13 protein-coding genes are annotated in these 15,910 nt (G+C 71.5%); 3 read left to right on the forward strand and 10 right to left on the reverse strand.

Annotated elements, in window-relative coordinates; all coding sequences use genetic code 11:
* Positions 1-70: 70 nt before the first annotated feature.
* The gene (locus tag ACSRUE_RS23765; RefSeq protein WP_441293000.1) at positions 71-2,071 is read right to left on the reverse strand and encodes a hypothetical protein; all 2,001 of its coding nucleotides are present in this window, start codon (positions 2,069-2,071) and stop codon (positions 71-73) included.
* Positions 2,072-2,288: 217 nt separating this feature from the next.
* Here ACSRUE_RS23765 and ACSRUE_RS23770 point away from each other — a divergent pair, with 217 nt between their 5' ends.
* Positions 2,289-3,011, forward strand: coding sequence for a hypothetical protein (locus ACSRUE_RS23770; RefSeq protein WP_441293001.1), 723 nt, complete (start codon positions 2,289-2,291; stop codon positions 3,009-3,011).
* An 84-nt stretch (positions 3,012-3,095) separates the two neighbouring features.
* Here ACSRUE_RS23770 and ACSRUE_RS23775 read toward each other — a convergent pair whose 3' ends face one another.
* From ACSRUE_RS23775 to ACSRUE_RS23790, 4 genes are all read right to left on the reverse strand, one after another.
* Positions 3,096-3,935, reverse strand: a complete 840-nt coding sequence (locus ACSRUE_RS23775) for an ABC transporter ATP-binding protein (RefSeq protein WP_441293002.1) — start codon at positions 3,933-3,935, stop codon at positions 3,096-3,098.
* Between the two features lie 4 nt (positions 3,936-3,939).
* Positions 3,940-4,752, reverse strand: a complete 813-nt coding sequence (locus ACSRUE_RS23780) for an ABC transporter permease subunit (RefSeq protein WP_441293003.1) — start codon at positions 4,750-4,752, stop codon at positions 3,940-3,942.
* Complete coding sequence (locus ACSRUE_RS23785; protein ID WP_441293004.1) at positions 4,749-5,792, reverse strand: sulfonate ABC transporter substrate-binding protein; 1,044 nt, start codon at positions 5,790-5,792, stop codon at positions 4,749-4,751. Before ACSRUE_RS23785 ends, ACSRUE_RS23780 begins: the two co-directional genes overlap by 4 nt.
* Before the next feature lie 174 nt (positions 5,793-5,966).
* Positions 5,967-6,134, reverse strand: a complete 168-nt coding sequence (locus ACSRUE_RS23790) for a hypothetical protein (RefSeq protein ID WP_441293005.1) — start codon at positions 6,132-6,134, stop codon at positions 5,967-5,969.
* A gap of 2 nt (positions 6,135-6,136) precedes the next feature.
* On the opposite strand from ACSRUE_RS23790, the gene ssuD reads away from it, so the two are divergent.
* A complete protein-coding gene (ssuD, locus tag ACSRUE_RS23795) occupies positions 6,137-7,276 on the forward strand; it encodes an FMNH2-dependent alkanesulfonate monooxygenase (RefSeq protein WP_441293006.1) in 1,140 nt (379 codons plus the stop codon).
* 67 nt (positions 7,277-7,343) lie between these two features.
* Here the strand turns inward: ssuD and ACSRUE_RS23800 are convergent, their stop codons facing one another.
* The 3 genes from ACSRUE_RS23800 to ACSRUE_RS23810 form a co-directional block, all read right to left on the reverse strand.
* Entirely contained in the window at positions 7,344-8,795 is a 1,452-nt protein-coding gene (locus ACSRUE_RS23800) for a S8 family serine peptidase (protein WP_441293007.1), read from the reverse strand.
* Between the two features lie 1,014 nt (positions 8,796-9,809).
* Positions 9,810-11,537, reverse strand: coding sequence for a cytochrome-c peroxidase (locus ACSRUE_RS23805; protein WP_441293008.1), 1,728 nt, complete (start codon positions 11,535-11,537; stop codon positions 9,810-9,812).
* 1,092 nt (positions 11,538-12,629) lie between these two features.
* On the reverse strand, positions 12,630-13,598 hold the full coding sequence (locus ACSRUE_RS23810) for a glycoside hydrolase family 5 protein (protein ID WP_441293009.1): 969 nt from the start codon (positions 13,596-13,598) through the stop codon (positions 12,630-12,632).
* Between ACSRUE_RS23810 and ACSRUE_RS23815 the strand changes: the two genes are divergently transcribed.
* Entirely contained in the window at positions 13,552-14,277 is a 726-nt protein-coding gene (locus tag ACSRUE_RS23815) for a hypothetical protein (protein WP_441293010.1), read from the forward strand. The genes ACSRUE_RS23810 and ACSRUE_RS23815 overlap by 47 nt on opposite strands.
* Before the next feature lie 228 nt (positions 14,278-14,505).
* On the opposite strand, the gene ACSRUE_RS23820 is transcribed toward ACSRUE_RS23815, so the two are convergent.
* Positions 14,506-14,703, reverse strand: a complete 198-nt coding sequence (locus ACSRUE_RS23820) for a hypothetical protein (RefSeq protein WP_157906899.1) — start codon at positions 14,701-14,703, stop codon at positions 14,506-14,508.
* Positions 14,700-15,674 (reverse strand): GAF domain-containing protein, encoded by a 975-nt coding sequence (locus ACSRUE_RS23825; RefSeq protein WP_441293011.1) that lies wholly within the window; start codon positions 15,672-15,674, stop codon positions 14,700-14,702. The genes ACSRUE_RS23820 and ACSRUE_RS23825 overlap by 4 nt, the downstream gene beginning before the upstream one ends.
* Positions 15,675-15,910 lie beyond the last annotated feature (236 nt).

The following is a 15,910-nucleotide window of genomic DNA, read 5'->3' on the forward strand; positions in this document are numbered from 1 at the left end:
GGGTCCCGCGACGGCCCAGGGCCGTGACGTGGTTGGGTCCCGCGACGCGAGGGACCGCGCGGGCGCGGCGCTAGCGCCCCGCAGGGTCGAGCCGGCGCCCCCCGGTCGGAGGCGTCGGCCCAGTGGGCGTCTCCGGCACGAGCTCCCCGCCGTGGGTCAGCACGTGCCAGCGCGGACCCCGCGGCTCGGGCGGTCGGGGGCCCAGCCTTGCCTTGACGTCCGGCGCAGGATTTGGACGCACGCGGAACCGCACCTGCCCGTCCCGCATCTCCATCAGCGTCAGGTCCTGGGAGACCTCGACGTCGCGCGCCAGGGTGAGCGCCGGCTGCCCTGGGCGATCCAGCGTCACATCGAGGCGTCTGCCGGCCGAGGCCGCGGGCGAGCTCGCGAGGAGCGCCGCGCCGCCGGGAGCGGGAAGCGCCGCGACGCCGTCCGGCGCCGTGACCCGGCGCCACGCTTGCGGTGCGCCGAGCGGCAGCGGGCTTCGCACGAGCGCCTGCAGCGGCTCGCGATGCCGGGCGCTTGCGGGCGGCGTCGGCTCGAGCAGGAGCAGCGTGCCATCCGGCGCCGCGGCGACCCACTTGAGGGCCTCGGCCGGGGTCGCCTGGCTCCCCTCCGCGTGCCATGCACCTTGCGCGCCCCGCACGAAGAGGGTCGCGCCTCCGCTGCCTCCGCGGCAGAGCAGCACGCCGATGCCGGCCGCGGCGTGCAGCGCGACCGGCTGCGGGCACCCCTCGGGCGCCGCGACGGGCGTCACGGTGCTCGCGATGTGGTCGACGACCGCGAACGTCGGTGGCCGCGTGAGGTGCGCGGCGCAGTCGCTGCCGGGCGGTCGCGCGCTCGTCGGTTCGCAGATCCCGTCGCCGAACGTCGCGATCCGTGTGCGTGTCGGCTGCGGCTGCGGCGTGGCGCTTTCGAGCAGGCAGAGCGCGCCTCCGCACGAGACGCCAGCCGCGCCCATGAGTCCGATACCGCCCACGACGCCCCCGTCGTCGCTTTTGCACCGCGGCTCCCGCCCGACCGCGGCGTCGCCGCGCCGGGGCGGCTCGGGTGCTGGCGGGGCGACGGACGAGCGGAGCCAGCCGGCCTCGATGGCGCGGATCGCGGGGGAGAGGTGCAGCGCGATGCCCAACGTGGGTCGGGCGTATAAGGACGTGGTATATAAGGACTTAGCAGCGGTCCTCGTCCACGCCCGGCCGTCGCGGCTCAGCACGGCGGGGCAGCTCGCATCGCCGTTCCAGATCCAGGATCCTGCGCGCTCGATCGCGCGCGGCTGGAACGCGGATCGCTTCCAGGTCTGCCCGCGATCCAGCGAGAGGAACGTGTCGGGCGCCGCCGGCTGCTGGCCGCGCGCCGGTGCCTGGACCACGGCCGCGAGCACGCCGTCGGGTCGCACGAGCACCGCGCGCACCGCCTTGCCGGGCACGACCACGGCCGAGGTGAAGCTACGGCCCTCGTCGGCGGAGACGCTGACGCGCTCGCCCGCCGCGGCCGCGATAAGGGCACCGGCGGCGTCCCAGGCCGTCGCGCCAGGCACGTTGCCGCGCGGCTCGAAGCCGTCCGCCCTCAGCGCATCGCGGACGTCGGCGGCGCGGTGGAGCGCGCCCTCCGGCGTGGCCGCATAGAGCGCGTCGATCTGCTGGCCGGCGACGCCAACCCAGGTGAAGCGTGCGGAAAGCTTCAGCGGGCCGACGACGCCGAGCTTCTCGTCGACCGCGAAGGCGCCGCCCGCGGGATCGGCGCCGCCTCCCTTCGCGGCGAGGATCGCGACGTGCTCGCCGAGGGCGATCTCGGTGTGCTCGCGGAACGGGTCCCGACCGGCCCTCGCCCGCTCCTGCTCTCCGAGGGGCGGCTCGACCCAGGTTGCCGGCGGGATCGCGGCGATCGGCAACGCCAGCGGGGCCGAGGGATCCACGGCCGGCGCGCCCGCGGCGCGCGCGGGCGCTTCCAGCGGGGCGGGGGGGATGGCGACCCAAGCCGGCGCGAGCGCCGCGGGGGCCGATCCGGCGGCGGGACCACACGAAGCGACGAGAAGCGGGAGGGGGAGGAGCGCGAGCCGCGAAGCCATCATGCAGGGAGGGTCTCCTGGGCCACCCTTACCAGGCCCCCCGACGGGGATCACCAGGCGGGCGGCCGCGGTGCGCCGCGCTGGCCATCGCCTCGGCCATCTGCTGACCTGGACCCGTGCGCACACCGCGAACGCCGAGCCCCCTAGCCGATGCGCCGGACGAGCCGCAGGCGGCGCCCGCTCCTCGCCACGATTCGCCGACGTTCGGCGCGCAGGCGACGTGACGGTCGCGTGGGCGCCACGGGCCGCCGTGGAGCGAAGGCGCTTTGCCATCCTGGTCACCGCAGCGTGCGTCGTGGCGTGCACGCGAGAGCGCTCGTCCGGCGCGCCCGCGCAGACGTCGATCCCCATCCAATCGTCGAGCTCCGCCCCGCAACCCTCCGGGACGCCGCATCCGGCGCCCGCACCGAGCGCCTCCGTCGCTGCGTCGTCGTGCACGCCGCACGACCGACCCACGAAGCTGTACTGGACGGAGGGGTGTTGCACGCCGGTCGTCGCCAAGGACGTGGTTGCGTGCCTCTCGGAGGCTGAGCGCGCGGCCGTCGGGTATGTGTCGGCCGAGCTCGTGAGCCACTGCGAGTGGGCCGAGCTGCCGACCGACGACGCGAGAGGTCACCTGGACTGCCCGTATACCTCGGCCCTGGGCTTCGGCTATCAGTGCGAGGACAAACACCGGGAGCTCCTGCGCCGCTGGTTCCGGGAAGACATGCCGAGCAGATGTTCGCAGAAGCCGGATACAGCATATCAACAGGAGGTCCTCGTCGAGCTCACGTTCTCCACCGTCGGCACCCGCACGACCGTCGACTACGAGGCTGCCGGCACGACGGGGCCCGGCGGCAAGTCCTGGGCTTGGACCGAGACGCTCGTGTTCGAGCCCCGAGGAATCGAGCGGATGAAGCTCGTGCGCCGGGCGGCCAGGGGAAGCCGGCCGAAGGCATACTAGGCTGTACGATTGCCCGATGTCCGGAAATAGCTCGAAGGTGCGAACGCTCCCCCGGTGCCTGTCGCGTCCGAACGAGGGATCCAGTCAATGACGAGCAACCCCGAGGCCGGTGGGGGCCAGGAGTGTCGCGGGATGCCTGGAAACGTCCTCGCGCGAGGCGCGCCGTGACAGCCCTCCTTCTTCCGGGGATCTCCTGAAGATCGCGTCGAGGAGCACGCCGGCGAGGCGGCCGACCTCCGGGACCTCCCTGGCCCGGGGGCGCGGCAGATCCACCGCGACGCTCTCCACGATGCGCCCCTCGTCGAACACCAGCACGCGATCTCCGAGCAGGACCGCCTCCTCCACGTCGTGCGTCACCAGGATGGCCGTGAAGCGGCGCTGCGCCCACAGCGACTCGACAAGGCGCTGCGCCCCGATCCGCGTCAGGGCGTCGAGCGCGCCGAACGGCTCGTCGAGCAGCAGCACCTTCGGGTCGTGGACGAGCGCGCGCGCGAGGGCGACCCGCTGCCGCTGACCTCCCGAGAGCACGCCCGGGTAGTCGTTCAGCCGATCTCCGAGCCCGACCCGGTCGAGCACGTCGCGCGCGCGCGCGTCGCGCCCTCTCGGCCCGCCGATGCACGTGTTCTCCAGCACCGTGCGCCAGGGCAGCAGCCGGGGCTCCTGGAAGACGACGCGCACGGCCTCGCGCGCCGCGACCTCCCGTGAGGCCAGGACGCGCGCCGCGCCGCGCGTCGGCTGCTCGAGGCCGCACAGGACGCGGAGCAGCGTGCTCTTGCCCGAGCCGCTCCGCCCGACGATCGTCACGAGCTCGCCAGGGCGGATGTCGAGCTCGATGCCCGAGAGCGCGAGCCGGTCGCCGTACCGCTTGTCGACCTGCTCCAGCACGACGCGCGCGCCGGCGGTCTGATCGCCCGAACCGCTCATTCGCTCACCTCGCCTCGAGCCGCTGCAGCGGCGGCTGCCACGGCAGGAGCCGGCGCTCGAGCCACCGCGCGAGGGAGTCGGCCAGCTTGCCGAGGATGGCCCAGAGCACGATCGTGAGCACCAGGAGATCCATCTGCATGAACTCGCGGGCGTTCATCGCGACATAGCCCAGGCCCTGGCTCGCGCCGAGGGTCTCCGCGACGATGAGCACGAGCCACGAGAGCCCGAGCGCGAAGCGCAGACCCACGAGGATCGAGGGGAGCGCGCCCGGGAAGATGACCTCGCGGTAGAGCGCGAACCCCCGCACGTCGTAGACGCGCGCCATCTCGATGAGCTGCGGATCCACGCTGCGCACCCCGTGGAACGTGTTCAGGTAGACGGGGAACAGCACCGTGATCGCGACGATGAAGAGCTTCGCGGTCTCGCCGAGCCCGAACCACAGGATCACGAGCGGAACGAGCGCCAGCGCGGGGATCGCCCGGAGCATCTGCAGCGGCCCGTCGATGACCAGCTGCAGCGGGCGCGAGAGCCCCGTGCCGAGGCCGAGCGCGAGCCCGGCGGCCGCGCCGACGACGAGCCCGGAGGCCGCCCGCAGCGCGCTCACGCCGAGGTGCGCGGGCAGCTCGCCGCTCCTCGTGGCGTTCGAGGCGGCCACGAGCACCTCCACGGGCGACGGCAGCAGGCTCTTCGGGATGATCTGCAGCCGCGACAGGACCTCCCAGAGGATCACGAGGGCCAGCGGGGCCAGCCAGGGCGCGACGCGCACGCCGATCTCGCGCCCCGCGCCGCCCCCGCCCGGCGCTTCGCCGGCCGTCATCGCGCGCCTCCGATCGCGGCGCCCGGGAGGAGCGCCTCCTCGACGCGGATGTCGCGCGGGATGATCGCGAGCTTGTGGAACGTATCGGCGATGGCTTGCTGCCTTTGCACGATCTCGGGCGTGATCGGCAGGATCTGGAACGCGCGCCGGTGCTCGGACCGCAGGAACGCCTCGTACGCGATCCCCGAAGATCTCGCGAGGAGCTGCGAGGCTTCCTCGCGGTGCCCGTCCTCCCAGGCGCTCAGCGCGCGGTACTCGTCGAACACGATCTGCACGATCGCCGGCCGCTCTTCCGCGAACTCTCGCCGGACGACATAGAAGAGGCGGTTGTCGACGAGCCCCTCGCCGTCCTGGAGGACACGGGCCCCGGCGAGCTCGGCCGCTGCCAGGAAAGGATCCCAGATCACCCAGGCATCGACATTGCCACCCTCGAACGCGGTCCGCGCGTCGGCGGGCGCCAGGAAGACGACCTGGATGTCGTCCAGCGTCAGCCCGGCGCTCTCGAGGGCCCGAACCAGCAGGTAATGCACGTTGGAGCCGCGGTTGAGGGCGACGCGCTTGCCTTTCAAGGCCGCGAGCGTGCGGATCGGAGAGTCCTCCTTGACGACGATCGCCTCGGCCCTGGGCGCCGGCGCGTCGGTGGCGGCATAGACGAAAGGCACGCCGCCCGCCTGCGCGAACACCGGCGGCGTCTCGCCGACGTGGCCGACGTCCACGGCGCCCGCGCGCATCGCCTCGAGCAGCGGAGGACCGGCCTGAAACTCGACCCACTCGGCGCGGGCGTTCCTCGCCGCGAGCGCCTTCGTCAGCGCCTCCGCGCGCTCCTTGAGGAGAAACGGCGTGCCGATCTTCTGGTACCCCAGCCGGACCACCACCGCCGCCCGCGTGTCCTCGGCCGCCTGCCCGGCGTTCGCCGCCTTCTCGCCCGTGGCGCCCGCCTCGCCGCCGTCGCGGCCGCACCCGAGCAGCAACAAGCTCGAGAGCGCTGCGCAGCCCAGCAGCGCGGAGCGGACCGTCGTGAACGAGATGTACCTGATCATGAGGGCTCTTTCGCCTCCTCCACAACCCACGTCAGCGTGTAAAATTCGATGTTTGATGCAAAATTGCATCTATGACGAATGCGAGGTGGTGAGCTCGGTCCAGCAGCCCCTGTGCCAGGTCGAGGCGCGGCGCTCCGCCGGGGAGGGCCCCTGGAGGAGCAGTCGATTGCTGATTCAGCAGCAGTCGATCAGCCGTTGATGTTGCTGGGGCAGCAGCGGCGTCGCGGCGGACTGCCCGGCGAGGTTCCTTGGCGCCGCGGGCTCCAGCGCGCGGCGGCGCGCGGTGCGGATCGTGCTCTCGCGCGCCTGACCCGGCGACTCACGGGCGAGGAGCTTCTCCATCGATGAACGTCTTCTGGTTTCTCCCGACGCACGGGGACGGCCGCTACCTTGGCACCGCCGAGGGAGCGCGCCCCGTCACGCTCCCTTATCTTCGTCAGATCGCGCAGGCCGCCGACGACCTCGGCTATCACGGCGTGCTGGTCCCCACCGGGCGATCGTGCGAGGACGCCTGGGCGGTCGCGTCGGCCATGATCCCGCTGACGCAGCGGCTTCGCTTCCTCGTCGCCGTGCGGCCGGGCGTCGTCTCGCCCACGTGGGCCGCCCGCATGGCGTCCACGGTCGATCGCCTGTCGGACGGCCGCCTGCTCGTCAACGTCGTGACCGGCGGCGATCCGGCGGAGTCCGAGGGGGACGGCGTCTTCCTGAAGCACGACGAGCGCTACGTCGTCACCGACGAGTTCCTCGGCATCTGGCGGCGCGTCATGGCCGGTGAGGCGGTCGACTTTACGGGGCAGCACCTGCGCGTGAAGGGCGCGAAGATCCTGTTTCCGCCGCTCCAGGCGCCGCACCCGCCGCTCTACTTCGGGGGGTCGTCGCCCGCGGCGCACGCGCTCGCGGCGCGCCACGTCGACGTTTATCTGACCTGGGGAGAGCCTCCGTCCGCCGTGGCCGAGAAGATCGCGGACGTGCGCCGCCGCGCGGCCGCCGAGCAGCGCGCGGTGCGCTTCGGGATCCGCCTTCACGTCATCGTCCGCGAGACGGCCGAGGCGGCGTGGGCCGCCGCGAACGGCCTGATCCGGCACCTCGACGACAGCACCATCGCCGCGGCGCAGCAGGCCTTCGGGCGCCTCGACTCCGAGGGGCAACGGCGCATGGCGGCGCTGCACAAGGGGCGGCGCGACGCCCTCGAGGTGAGCCCGAACCTCTGGGCCGGCGTCGGCCTCGTGCGCGGCGGCGCCGGGACGGCGCTCGTGGGCGACGCGGAGACGGTCGCGCGCCGCATGCAGGAGTATGCGGCGCTCGGGATCGACACGTTCATCCTGTCCGGGTATCCGCACCTCGAAGAGGCCTATCGGGTCGCCGAGCTGCTCTTCCCGCGGCTCCCCGTCGAGCGGAGGACCGCAGGCGTCAGCCCGAACCTCACGGGGCCGTTCGGCGAGATCATCGCCAACGACATCGTCCCGCACCGATCGCAGAGCTGAGGCGGCCGAGCCCGCCGAAGCGGCGGCCGCCGTCGTAGGTTCCGCGGGGGAGAACCTCCACCGGCGATCACCTTGTCAGATAGGCCTCCCAGGTTTCAGGCTCGGCGGCGCCCGGTCGATCCAGCTCGAGGCCCGCCACGCCGCCGGTGCCGGGTTCACTGCCGACGCCCTCGTCGTCCTCGCCGGAGCGTGGCTCCAGGCCATACCAGGAGGGTTTCTGGATGCTGAGCTTGAACACCGGGTGGGCGCCGATGAAGCTGCGCGTGGACCTGCGGTAGATCGCCCGGATCACCTCGGCGGCGATCAGATCGGGCTCGTCGAGCAGGATCTCGGCTGCCACGTGGGAGACGATGGGCGCGGCCATCGATGTGCCGCTCATCCTCGCCAGGAAGAACGACCTCCCGCACCGCGCCTCCGCGGCCTCGGCCAGGGTCCTCAGATCGTCATCGCTGGGATTCTCTTTTCTCAGGACGTCGGTCTCCTTCACGGGGCAGATGCCGCTCGGGACCGTGGAGAGCACGTCCTCGCCCAGGGTGAACACCACGTCCAGGCCGCTCAGCGGGATGTTGCTGAACGCCGCCAGGTCATTGTTTTCGCGCAGCGCGCCCACGCAGAGCACGTTGGAGGCGTCGAGCCCGCAGGGGTAGTGCACGCGCGTGCTGCCGTCCAGCCAGACCTTGGAGTTCCCGGCCGCGACGACGAAGAGCACGCGCGGGTGCCGGAGGACGGTCTTCCGGAGGCGCTTCGCCAAGGTCCTGAGCATCTGCTGTTGGCCGGGAGCGTCGCCGTCCGGCACCTCCCATGACATGTTGATCACGCGCGCCCCGTCCCGCACGGCAGCCTCGATGACGGCGGAGGTCTCCTGGGCCAGTTTGTCGACGGCGTCTCCGGACGGCTTCGCGTCCTTCGGGACCCTGTTGCTGGGCATCACCCGATAGGCCAGGAGCCCGATATCGGGCCGGTCATAGACCATCAGCCCGGCCACGTGCGTCCCGTGGTTGACCTTGTGGCTCAGCTCCTGCTCGACGTTGCGCGACGGATGGTAGAAGCGGGCCATCTCTGGAAAGGCGTCGATCAGCCGTGAGGCGGTCTTCCACGCGGCCATGGAGGCGGCGCGCGAGCGCTCGTCGAGCCGCTCGTCGTAGCGCGAGGTGCGCGCCAGATAGGGAGTCGGCCACGCGTCGTCGCCGATGAGGTCGCGCCCCAGCCCTTCCGGCGTCCCCGCGGCGTCCAGCGAGAAGTGGATGTTCTGCAGGAGCAGAGGATGGTTGTAATCCACGCCGGTGTCCAGCACGGCGACCAGGACCCTGTGCCGCGCGTTCTGGCCGCTGAAGTCGCGCGGCGCCGGCGTCGGATCGACGACGGCGCGATCCTCAGGCGTGGCGATCCGCTGATCGTCGACCCCTGCCTCGCATCCGCTCGCCAGGAGGAGCGCGTTCAGGGCTGCCAGGACGCCGACTTTTTCGGTGAATCGCGAGCGGAGGAATGACGAGGATCCCGGGATTGTCGCGTGGCTCACGGCAGCACCCTCCTTGGCTCGCAGGGCGTACGTAATGCCCTGTCGCACGACGAACAAGGTTGCGCCGAGACGGAGTGTTCGTGTCGATTCTCCCGGGCGCGGGGGCGGCTCGAATGTTTTCAGGTTGTTTCATGCGGTAAAATGCAGGGCGCGAGCGCTTTTTCGCGGAAGTGGTGAATTTTCTTGATGGCAGTGTGGGTGGTGGATTGGATGATGAAGAGGGGATGGCGCGGGGGGCGAACGCGGAGCCGATTGACGCGCGGGAGGTCGAGGCGGCACGAGGGCGCGACGGCGATCGCGCGGCTGCGCGACGGCCACCTCCGACGATGATGACGAAGACAGAGATGAGATGGCTCCTCCTCCGAAGACGGACGGCAGGTACAGCGCCGACGGAAGGCAGCCGGCGAAAGGGGGGTGGAACGCCGGAGGCGAGCGGCAGGCCGAGGGGAGCCCGCGCCGCGTGGGCCGGCCGCGGAAGGAGCCGCAGCGGAGCGATCTCGTGGCGACCCGACCCAGCGGACCCGACCCAGGTTGACGACCCGACCCAGCGGACCCGACCCAGGTTGAGGTGAAAGCGGACCCGACCCAGGTTGAGGCGGGGGCGACCCGACCCAGGTTGAGGCGGGGCGACCCAGGTTGAAGGGAGGCGACCCGACCCAGGTTGGGATCGCCGCCGCCGGCGCCGGGGGAGACGACCCGACCCAGGTTGAGGCGGACGACCCGGCCCAGGTTGAGGCGGAAGCGACCCGGCCCAGGTTGAGGCGGAAGCGACCCAGGTTGAGGGGGGGCCGACCAACCCAGGTTGGGATCGCCGCCCAGGTTGAGAGGGGGGGCGATCCGACCCAGGTTGGGATCGCCGCAGGTTGAGAGGGGCGACCCGACCCAGGTTGGGATCGCCCAGGTTGAGAGGGGCGACCCGACCCAGGTTGGGATCGCCGACCCAGGTTGGGATCGCCGCCGGCCCCGGGGGGCGCTCCGCCGCAGGTTGGGATCGCCGCCGGCCCCGGGGGGCGCTCAGAGCGGGTTGAAAGGCGCAAGCCCAGGGAGGTCCTTCGGCCTGCGCCCTCCGGCGCCGACCGCCGGGACCTCCTTGATCTTCTCGCGAGCACGCCCCGTGCCGTCATCCACCACGGTCCATTCATTCCAGAAGTGACCGTCGACGACGAACAGCTGTGGGTGATCGAACGGCGCCTCCTCGAACCGGACCCGCTCGTCCGTGAGCGTCGCCAGGAACGCCACGAGCGCCTTCTTCTCATCTTCCGTCAGCCCGAGCGGCTGAATGTTCGGCGCGAGGTTCGTCCCGTTGGGCCCGAACCCGGTGGTGTCGCCGCCCTCCCGTTCTCGCCGGCCGCCGCCACGGTTGTAAAATTCGACGACTTGCCGCAGCGTCAGCGCGCCTCCGTTGTGGAAATAGGGGCCCGTCAGCTCGATGTTCCGTAGCGTCGGGACCTTGAAGGCGCCATCGACCGCATCGCGCTCGAGCGGCGCGATCGGCACCCCTGGTTCGATCTCGAACGACGCCGGGTCGATGCCGAAACCGTCCGGGGCGCCCTCGCCCGCGGCGAGCAGCTTCCCTTGCCGCGCGAACGAGAACGGATGACCGAAGGGGTCGACCCCCCCGGCGCCGATATCCTCCTCGGACGGCCGAACGCCAATGTTGTAGTAGCCCCTGTCGTACAGCGCCGCGCCGCCGTCCCCGACCCGCATCCGCGAGATCAAACCGCCCACCTGCTCCTCGCGCTGCAGGCGGATGGCGGCGCTGGTGAACTCGGGACCATGGTGGCAGTTGATGCACCTGCCCTTGCCCTGGAAGATCGCGAGCCCCGCGCGCTCCTCGTCGCTCAGAGCGGCGCTGTCCCCGTCGGCGAAGCGATCGAACCTGCTGTTGTCGGACACGAGCGTGGCCTCGTAGAGCTGGATGGCGAGGCCCCAGAAGAGCGAGAAGTTCGCCTCCACGAGCGACCGATCGCCGACGCGCTGATCCGACCGCCAGTACGCGTCCACGAAGGCCTCTTCGACGAGCTCCCTGTAGACCGGAGCGAGCCCTTTTCCGCTCGAATCGCGGAGCTCGCCGAGGATGCTGTCCGTCGGGTCCACGATCTGGCCAGCGAGCGGCCTGCGCGGCAAGAGCTTCGCGGCGATGTCAGCGTACGTCCTCCCCTCACACGACATCTCAAAGGGGTTGATCGGCGGGCCTACGGCCTGAGATGCGAGGCTCGAGTTCTCCAGGTCGACCCGCTCGCGGACCAGGACGCCGTCGCGCACGGCGTGGACGGCGGCGTCCGGATCTCGCCTGCCGAACGGGTTCACTCCGTTGAAATGGTTGCTTGCGCGTCCGTCCCAGAAGTTGCGGAAGTTGAACACCGCGTTGATGACGGTGGGCGTCTGCCGCGGCTCGACGCGCCGCACGTTCACCCCTTGCACCTGGAAGACGTCCGGCAGCAGCGTGCAGTCGTCCTTCTCGCTCTCGGATGCGATGCCGTTGAATCGAGCGTGGAACACCCCCTGTGAAGAGATGACGTCGTCGGCATCCGCGGGGAAGTCGCTGCGGAAAGTCCAGTCGCTTGCCACGAGCGCGTAGTTCGGACCGCCCTTCCCGTCCGACCTCGTGGCTTCGAACCTCGCGCGCCGCTCGGGATCCTGGTTGTTGAGCCCGGGGTTGATCTGGTTTCTCTTGCGGTGGTCGGCGCCCGCGTGGAAATGGCACGTCGCGCACGCCACGCCGTCGCTGCCGACCTGCATGTCCCAGAACAGCGCCTTTCCGAGGGCTACGGCCGTCTCCCTGCTCTTGACGTACCGGGACAGGTCGCGCGGCTCCGGGACGGCGACGCCTCGGAGCGAGCCGACGGGTGGCAGCGGAGCGGCTGGCGCGGGCGTCGCGCCGTCGTCCGGCGGATCCGGCGGCGGGTCACCGCTCCCGGGCGTGACCGGCGACGAGGACCCGCCGTCCCCGAGCGACGAAGACCCGCCGCCCCCGAGCGACGATGAGCCGCCGTTCCCGGGCGACGAAGCCCCGCCGTCCCCGAGCGACGAAGACGGTCCGGGCCTTGCGCATCCCGAACACGGAGGCTCGCGTCCCTCGGGCCAGCAGCCGGCGGTTGACGATAGACCCATCAGGACGCCGAGTATCCACGCCCCGATCTCGCCCGTGCGCGGGTCTCCAGAACGAGCTCTAACCATCACGAGGAAGCCTCCTTCGCTGCTGCGCGGGTGAATGACAGGCGGCGCGAGCCAGCGTCCTCGCGGGACACCGCGGGTCGCCGGCATGTTCGTCCGTCCTGTGATGAGCGGATGTCGCGAGCGCCGACGCTCGACGGGGTTCCGCCCGGCATCGTTCGAGTCTCTTCAAGCCATCCCATCTTCAGAAAGACAGCGCGTGTCCAGGGCGCGCATCGACGTCTCGTCCTGTCTCGTCTCGGCCGGGCGTCTCCCCGTGTCGCGAGCGCGTCGGCTCGCGCGGGGGATTCGAGGGAGAAGACGACCTCTGTCGAGGACCGGACGAAGTGGGATGAAGGGACAGGACATATCCCTTCATCGCGCCGTCACCGCGCCGAGCAGGCGCGGCCGTGTGCGTCGCCGAAACCCTGACTCATCCACCGAGCTCGGGCAATGTCGTCGATGAGGAAGCGCGGGAGTGAACCGATCGAGCGCGGATCGCCTGGTGAACGAGGCGAAGGCGAGAGGGCTAGACTCTGGTCTTCGAGGAGGCCTCGAAGGAACGGAAAGCGCGCCGCGGGAGCTTCGCTGTCCGCGCCCGAGGCGACGTGGCGCCGCGCGACCGACCCGGGCGGAGCGCCCCCGGCCTCGACGGCGCCCCTCGGCGGGCTTCCAGCGTCAAGGCGCCTGGATCTTCTGCTTCACCCACCGCCCCGAATCGGTCAGCTGGCCATCCGACCACGGGCCGCCGGCGCTCGCGCCGGGCCTGAGCGCGGCGCAGGACTCGGCCTTGTCGACGATGGACCAGTTGAGCCAGCTGATGCTGTTGCTGGCCATGAAGTCGAGCCACCGCTGCGCCTCCTCGAGATCCAGCGCGCCGTCTCCGGTGGAGGAGCAGGTGCCCCACTCGGTGACGAACAGCGCGAGGCCCTTGGCCATCGCGGTCGTGGCCTTGGCGCGCAGCCCATCCTTGTGCGTCGCCGCATAGAAGTGGAGCGTGTAGGCGATGTTGTCGTAGCTCGTGATCGGGCTGTTGGCGGCGACGTCCGCGTCCTGCGACCAGTTCGGCGACCCGACGATCACGAGGTTGTCGGAGCCGGCGCCGCGGATCTCCCGGATCACCTCCTCGGCATACGCCTTCACCTGCGCCCAGGTCTCGGTGTCGGGCTCGTTGAACACCTCGAAGATCACGGCGGGCTCATCGCCGTACTCCGTCGCCATCTCCCGGAAGAAGTGCTTCGCAGCCTCCTTGTTCCGGGGCTGGATCGCGTCGTGATCGTGCCAGTCGATGAGCACGTAGATGCCTCTGGCGATGGCGGCGTCGACGATCGCCTTGACCTTCCGCTTCTCCGCGTCCGGGTTGTTGACGTAGCCGAGCCCCGATGTGTTGGCGGTCATCGCGGCGCGGACGACGGTCACATCCCAGTCGTTCACGAGCGTGTCGACGGCGGACGCGTTGTAGAACTTCTCGCCCTCCCAGACGCTCCAGAACATGCTCATGCCCTTGAGCTGGAGCTCTTCGCCGTGCTCGTCGACGACGCGGTTGCCCATCACCTTCAGGCGGCCGTGCCGCTCCACCGGCGTTCTCGCGAGGGGGCCCGTGCCGGTCGAGGTGGTCGAGCTCGTGCCGCTCGAGGTGGTGGCCACGCTCGACGTCGAGGCATCGCCGCCACCCATGCCGCCGGCGCCGCTCGAGGAGGCCGACGAGGACGCCACGGCCGACGTCGAGGCATCGCCGCCACCCGCGCCGCCGCCGCCGCCGCCGGAGGAGGCCGACGAGGAGGCCACGGTCGACGTCGAGGCATCGCCGCCGCCCGTGCCACCGGCGCTGCTCGAGGAGGCCGACGAGGAGGCCACGGTCGACGTCGAGGCGCCGGTACCGCTCGATGACGCGACGGTCGACGCGTCATCGCCTCCTGTGCCGCCAGCGCCGCTCGTGCCGCCCGAGGAGGCCACGGTCGACGCATCGTCGCCGCCGTTGCCGCCCGAGCCGCCATTGCCGCCCGAGCCGCCATTGCCGCCCGAGCCACCGTTGCCGCCCGAGCCGCCATTGCCGCCCGAACCGCCATTGCCGCCCGAGGAGGCCGACGCCGTCGCGTCGACGCCGCCGCCCGAGGAGGCCGACGCCGGCGCCACGGTCGAGGCGTCGCCGCCCCCTGATGCCGGGTCTCCCGACGGGCCTCCGCACGCGAGCAGCACCATCGCCGGCAAGGCGAGCTGCAGAAGGCCGCGCGTCCACTTCGGCCCGGTGAACAGTCCGGGGGTCAAGCCATGGCTCATCGTAATCTCCAAGGAAGGCGCCTCGCACGGCGCGCTCGGCCTCTAGCGCGGGCGTCAAGCGAGGACATCGGCAAGGAAGGCGATCCGCTGCATAGCAGGCCCGGCGCGACGGGTGAAGGTGAAAGTGGGAGAGTCACCGAGGCCTGCACGCCTGCGCGCGCGATCCGCACGACGCGCGATCCGCGCGCTTCCTCGCGCTCGCGGGATCACCCTTCACCCCATTCGTGGGCGCCTCTCTCGGCCCCTGCCGGCGCGAGGGGCCGGCGGCCCCTCGCTACGCGCGGCGGACGATGTCTTGCAGCGCGCTCTCCAGCCGGCGCTCGATGGCGGGGTCGTCGAGCGTCGGCGTGATCTCCTCGGGCACGACGCGTGCGCGCATGATGACGCGCGCATAGATGAACGCGTCGCGCGCGTTCGGAGGGTCCTTGTCGCCGAGACAGGAGCGGAGCAGCTGGTACGCTCGGCCTTTCACCACGCCTCCGCTGTCCGCGCGCGCTCGACGGTGGTGATGATCCGGCGCACCGCGGCGGTCGCGGTCTCGTGCGCCGCGAACGCGTCCCGCACGACGTGCGTTGCCCTCGCGGCGGCGCCCTCGTCGAGCGTGCCCCCGAGCACGCTCTCGGCGAGCCGGACGAGCGGGCTGATCTCGACCATGTCCCGCGTGAGGGACCGCGTCGCCTGGGCGAGCTCGGACGCGGCCTCGGCCGGAGCGGAGCGCGAGAGGGCCATGGCGTCGTCGGCGAGCTCGGCCGCGATCGCGAACATGTCCCGGTAGCAGTCGACCGCCGCGCGCAGATCGTCCTGGCTCGGCGCGATCTGCGGCGACTCCGGCAGCGTCGCCGCCGCGCGCTGCGCCTCGGTGATCACGGGCGCGATGGCCATGAGCGCGCCCTCCAGCGCACGCGCGGTCTGCCCGAACCGGGCGAGTCGCTCCCTCGCGGTGCGGTTCGGCGGCGGCGTGTCGCTCTCCAGCGCCTCGAGCCGCGCGCCGGCCTCGGCGGCGAGCCGATGGAGGCCCTCGACGACGTCCGGCTCGAAGCTGCGCGGGACGAGGTCGATCACGCAAAGCGAGCCGACCACATGCCGGCGCACCCGCACCGGCACACCCGCGTACGCGCGGATGCCGTAACGCTCCACCAGCTCCTTGGGCACGCGCTCGTCGTGAACGGCGTCCTCGACCACGAGCGGCTGCTCGTGGCGCACCACGAGCTGGCAGAACGAGCTGCTCCGTGAGGTCGCGCAGCTGACGCACAGGTCGGGCGGCAGGCCGCGGTGCGCGCGGAACAGCTGGATGTGTCGGACCACCAGGCTCACGAGCGCCATCGGCGCCCGGGCGAGCTCTGCCGCCCGCTCGACGCAGGCGTCCAGGATGGCGTCCGCGTCGTCGCGCAGCAGCACGTGGTGCAGCTCGGCGAGGCGCGCGGGATCGTTCAAATCGGCCATGGGGGTGCTCTTGCCGGGGCGACAGGGCGGGCTCAACCGCGAGCGCCGCCATGCCTGCGCCCGGCCCACGACCTTACCGCAACCCGGCGCCTCGAGGTGCCCCCGCGAGCGTTTTCCCTGGGGCGTGTTCCTGAATGAATGAATGAGTGATCCCGCCGAGACGCTCCCCGGACGTCCAAGGTGACCACCGCGGCGTCGGGTCGTATCAGGGCGATGTCCGCGCGCAGCGTGATCGC

This window comes from Sorangium sp. KYC3313, from assembly GCF_052075895.1.
Lineage (GTDB): Bacteria > Myxococcota_A > Polyangia > Polyangiales > Polyangiaceae > Sorangium > Sorangium cellulosum_B.

Coding starts and splice junctions, on each gene's coding strand:
- ACSRUE_RS23765 (WP_441293000.1), bottom strand. CDS start 2,071: ATGATGGCTTCGCGGCTCGCGCTCCTCCCCCTCCCGCTTCTCGTCGCT.
- ACSRUE_RS23775 (WP_441293002.1), bottom strand. CDS start 3,935: ATGAGCGGTTCGGGCGATCAGACCGCCGGCGCGCGCGTCGTGCTGGAG.
- ACSRUE_RS23780 (WP_441293003.1), bottom strand. CDS start 4,752: ATGACGGCCGGCGAAGCGCCGGGCGGGGGCGGCGCGGGGCGCGAGATC.
- ACSRUE_RS23785 (WP_441293004.1), bottom strand. CDS start 5,792: ATGATCAGGTACATCTCGTTCACGACGGTCCGCTCCGCGCTGCTGGGC.
- ACSRUE_RS23790 (WP_441293005.1), bottom strand. CDS start 6,134: ATGGAGAAGCTCCTCGCCCGTGAGTCGCCGGGTCAGGCGCGCGAGAGC.
- ssuD (WP_441293006.1), top strand. CDS start 6,137: ATGAACGTCTTCTGGTTTCTCCCGACGCACGGGGACGGCCGCTACCTT.
- ACSRUE_RS23805 (WP_441293008.1), bottom strand. CDS start 11,537: ATGCAGGTCGGCAGCGACGGCGTGGCGTGCGCGACGTGCCATTTCCAC.
- ACSRUE_RS23825 (WP_441293011.1), bottom strand. CDS start 15,674: ATGGCCGATTTGAACGATCCCGCGCGCCTCGCCGAGCTGCACCACGTG.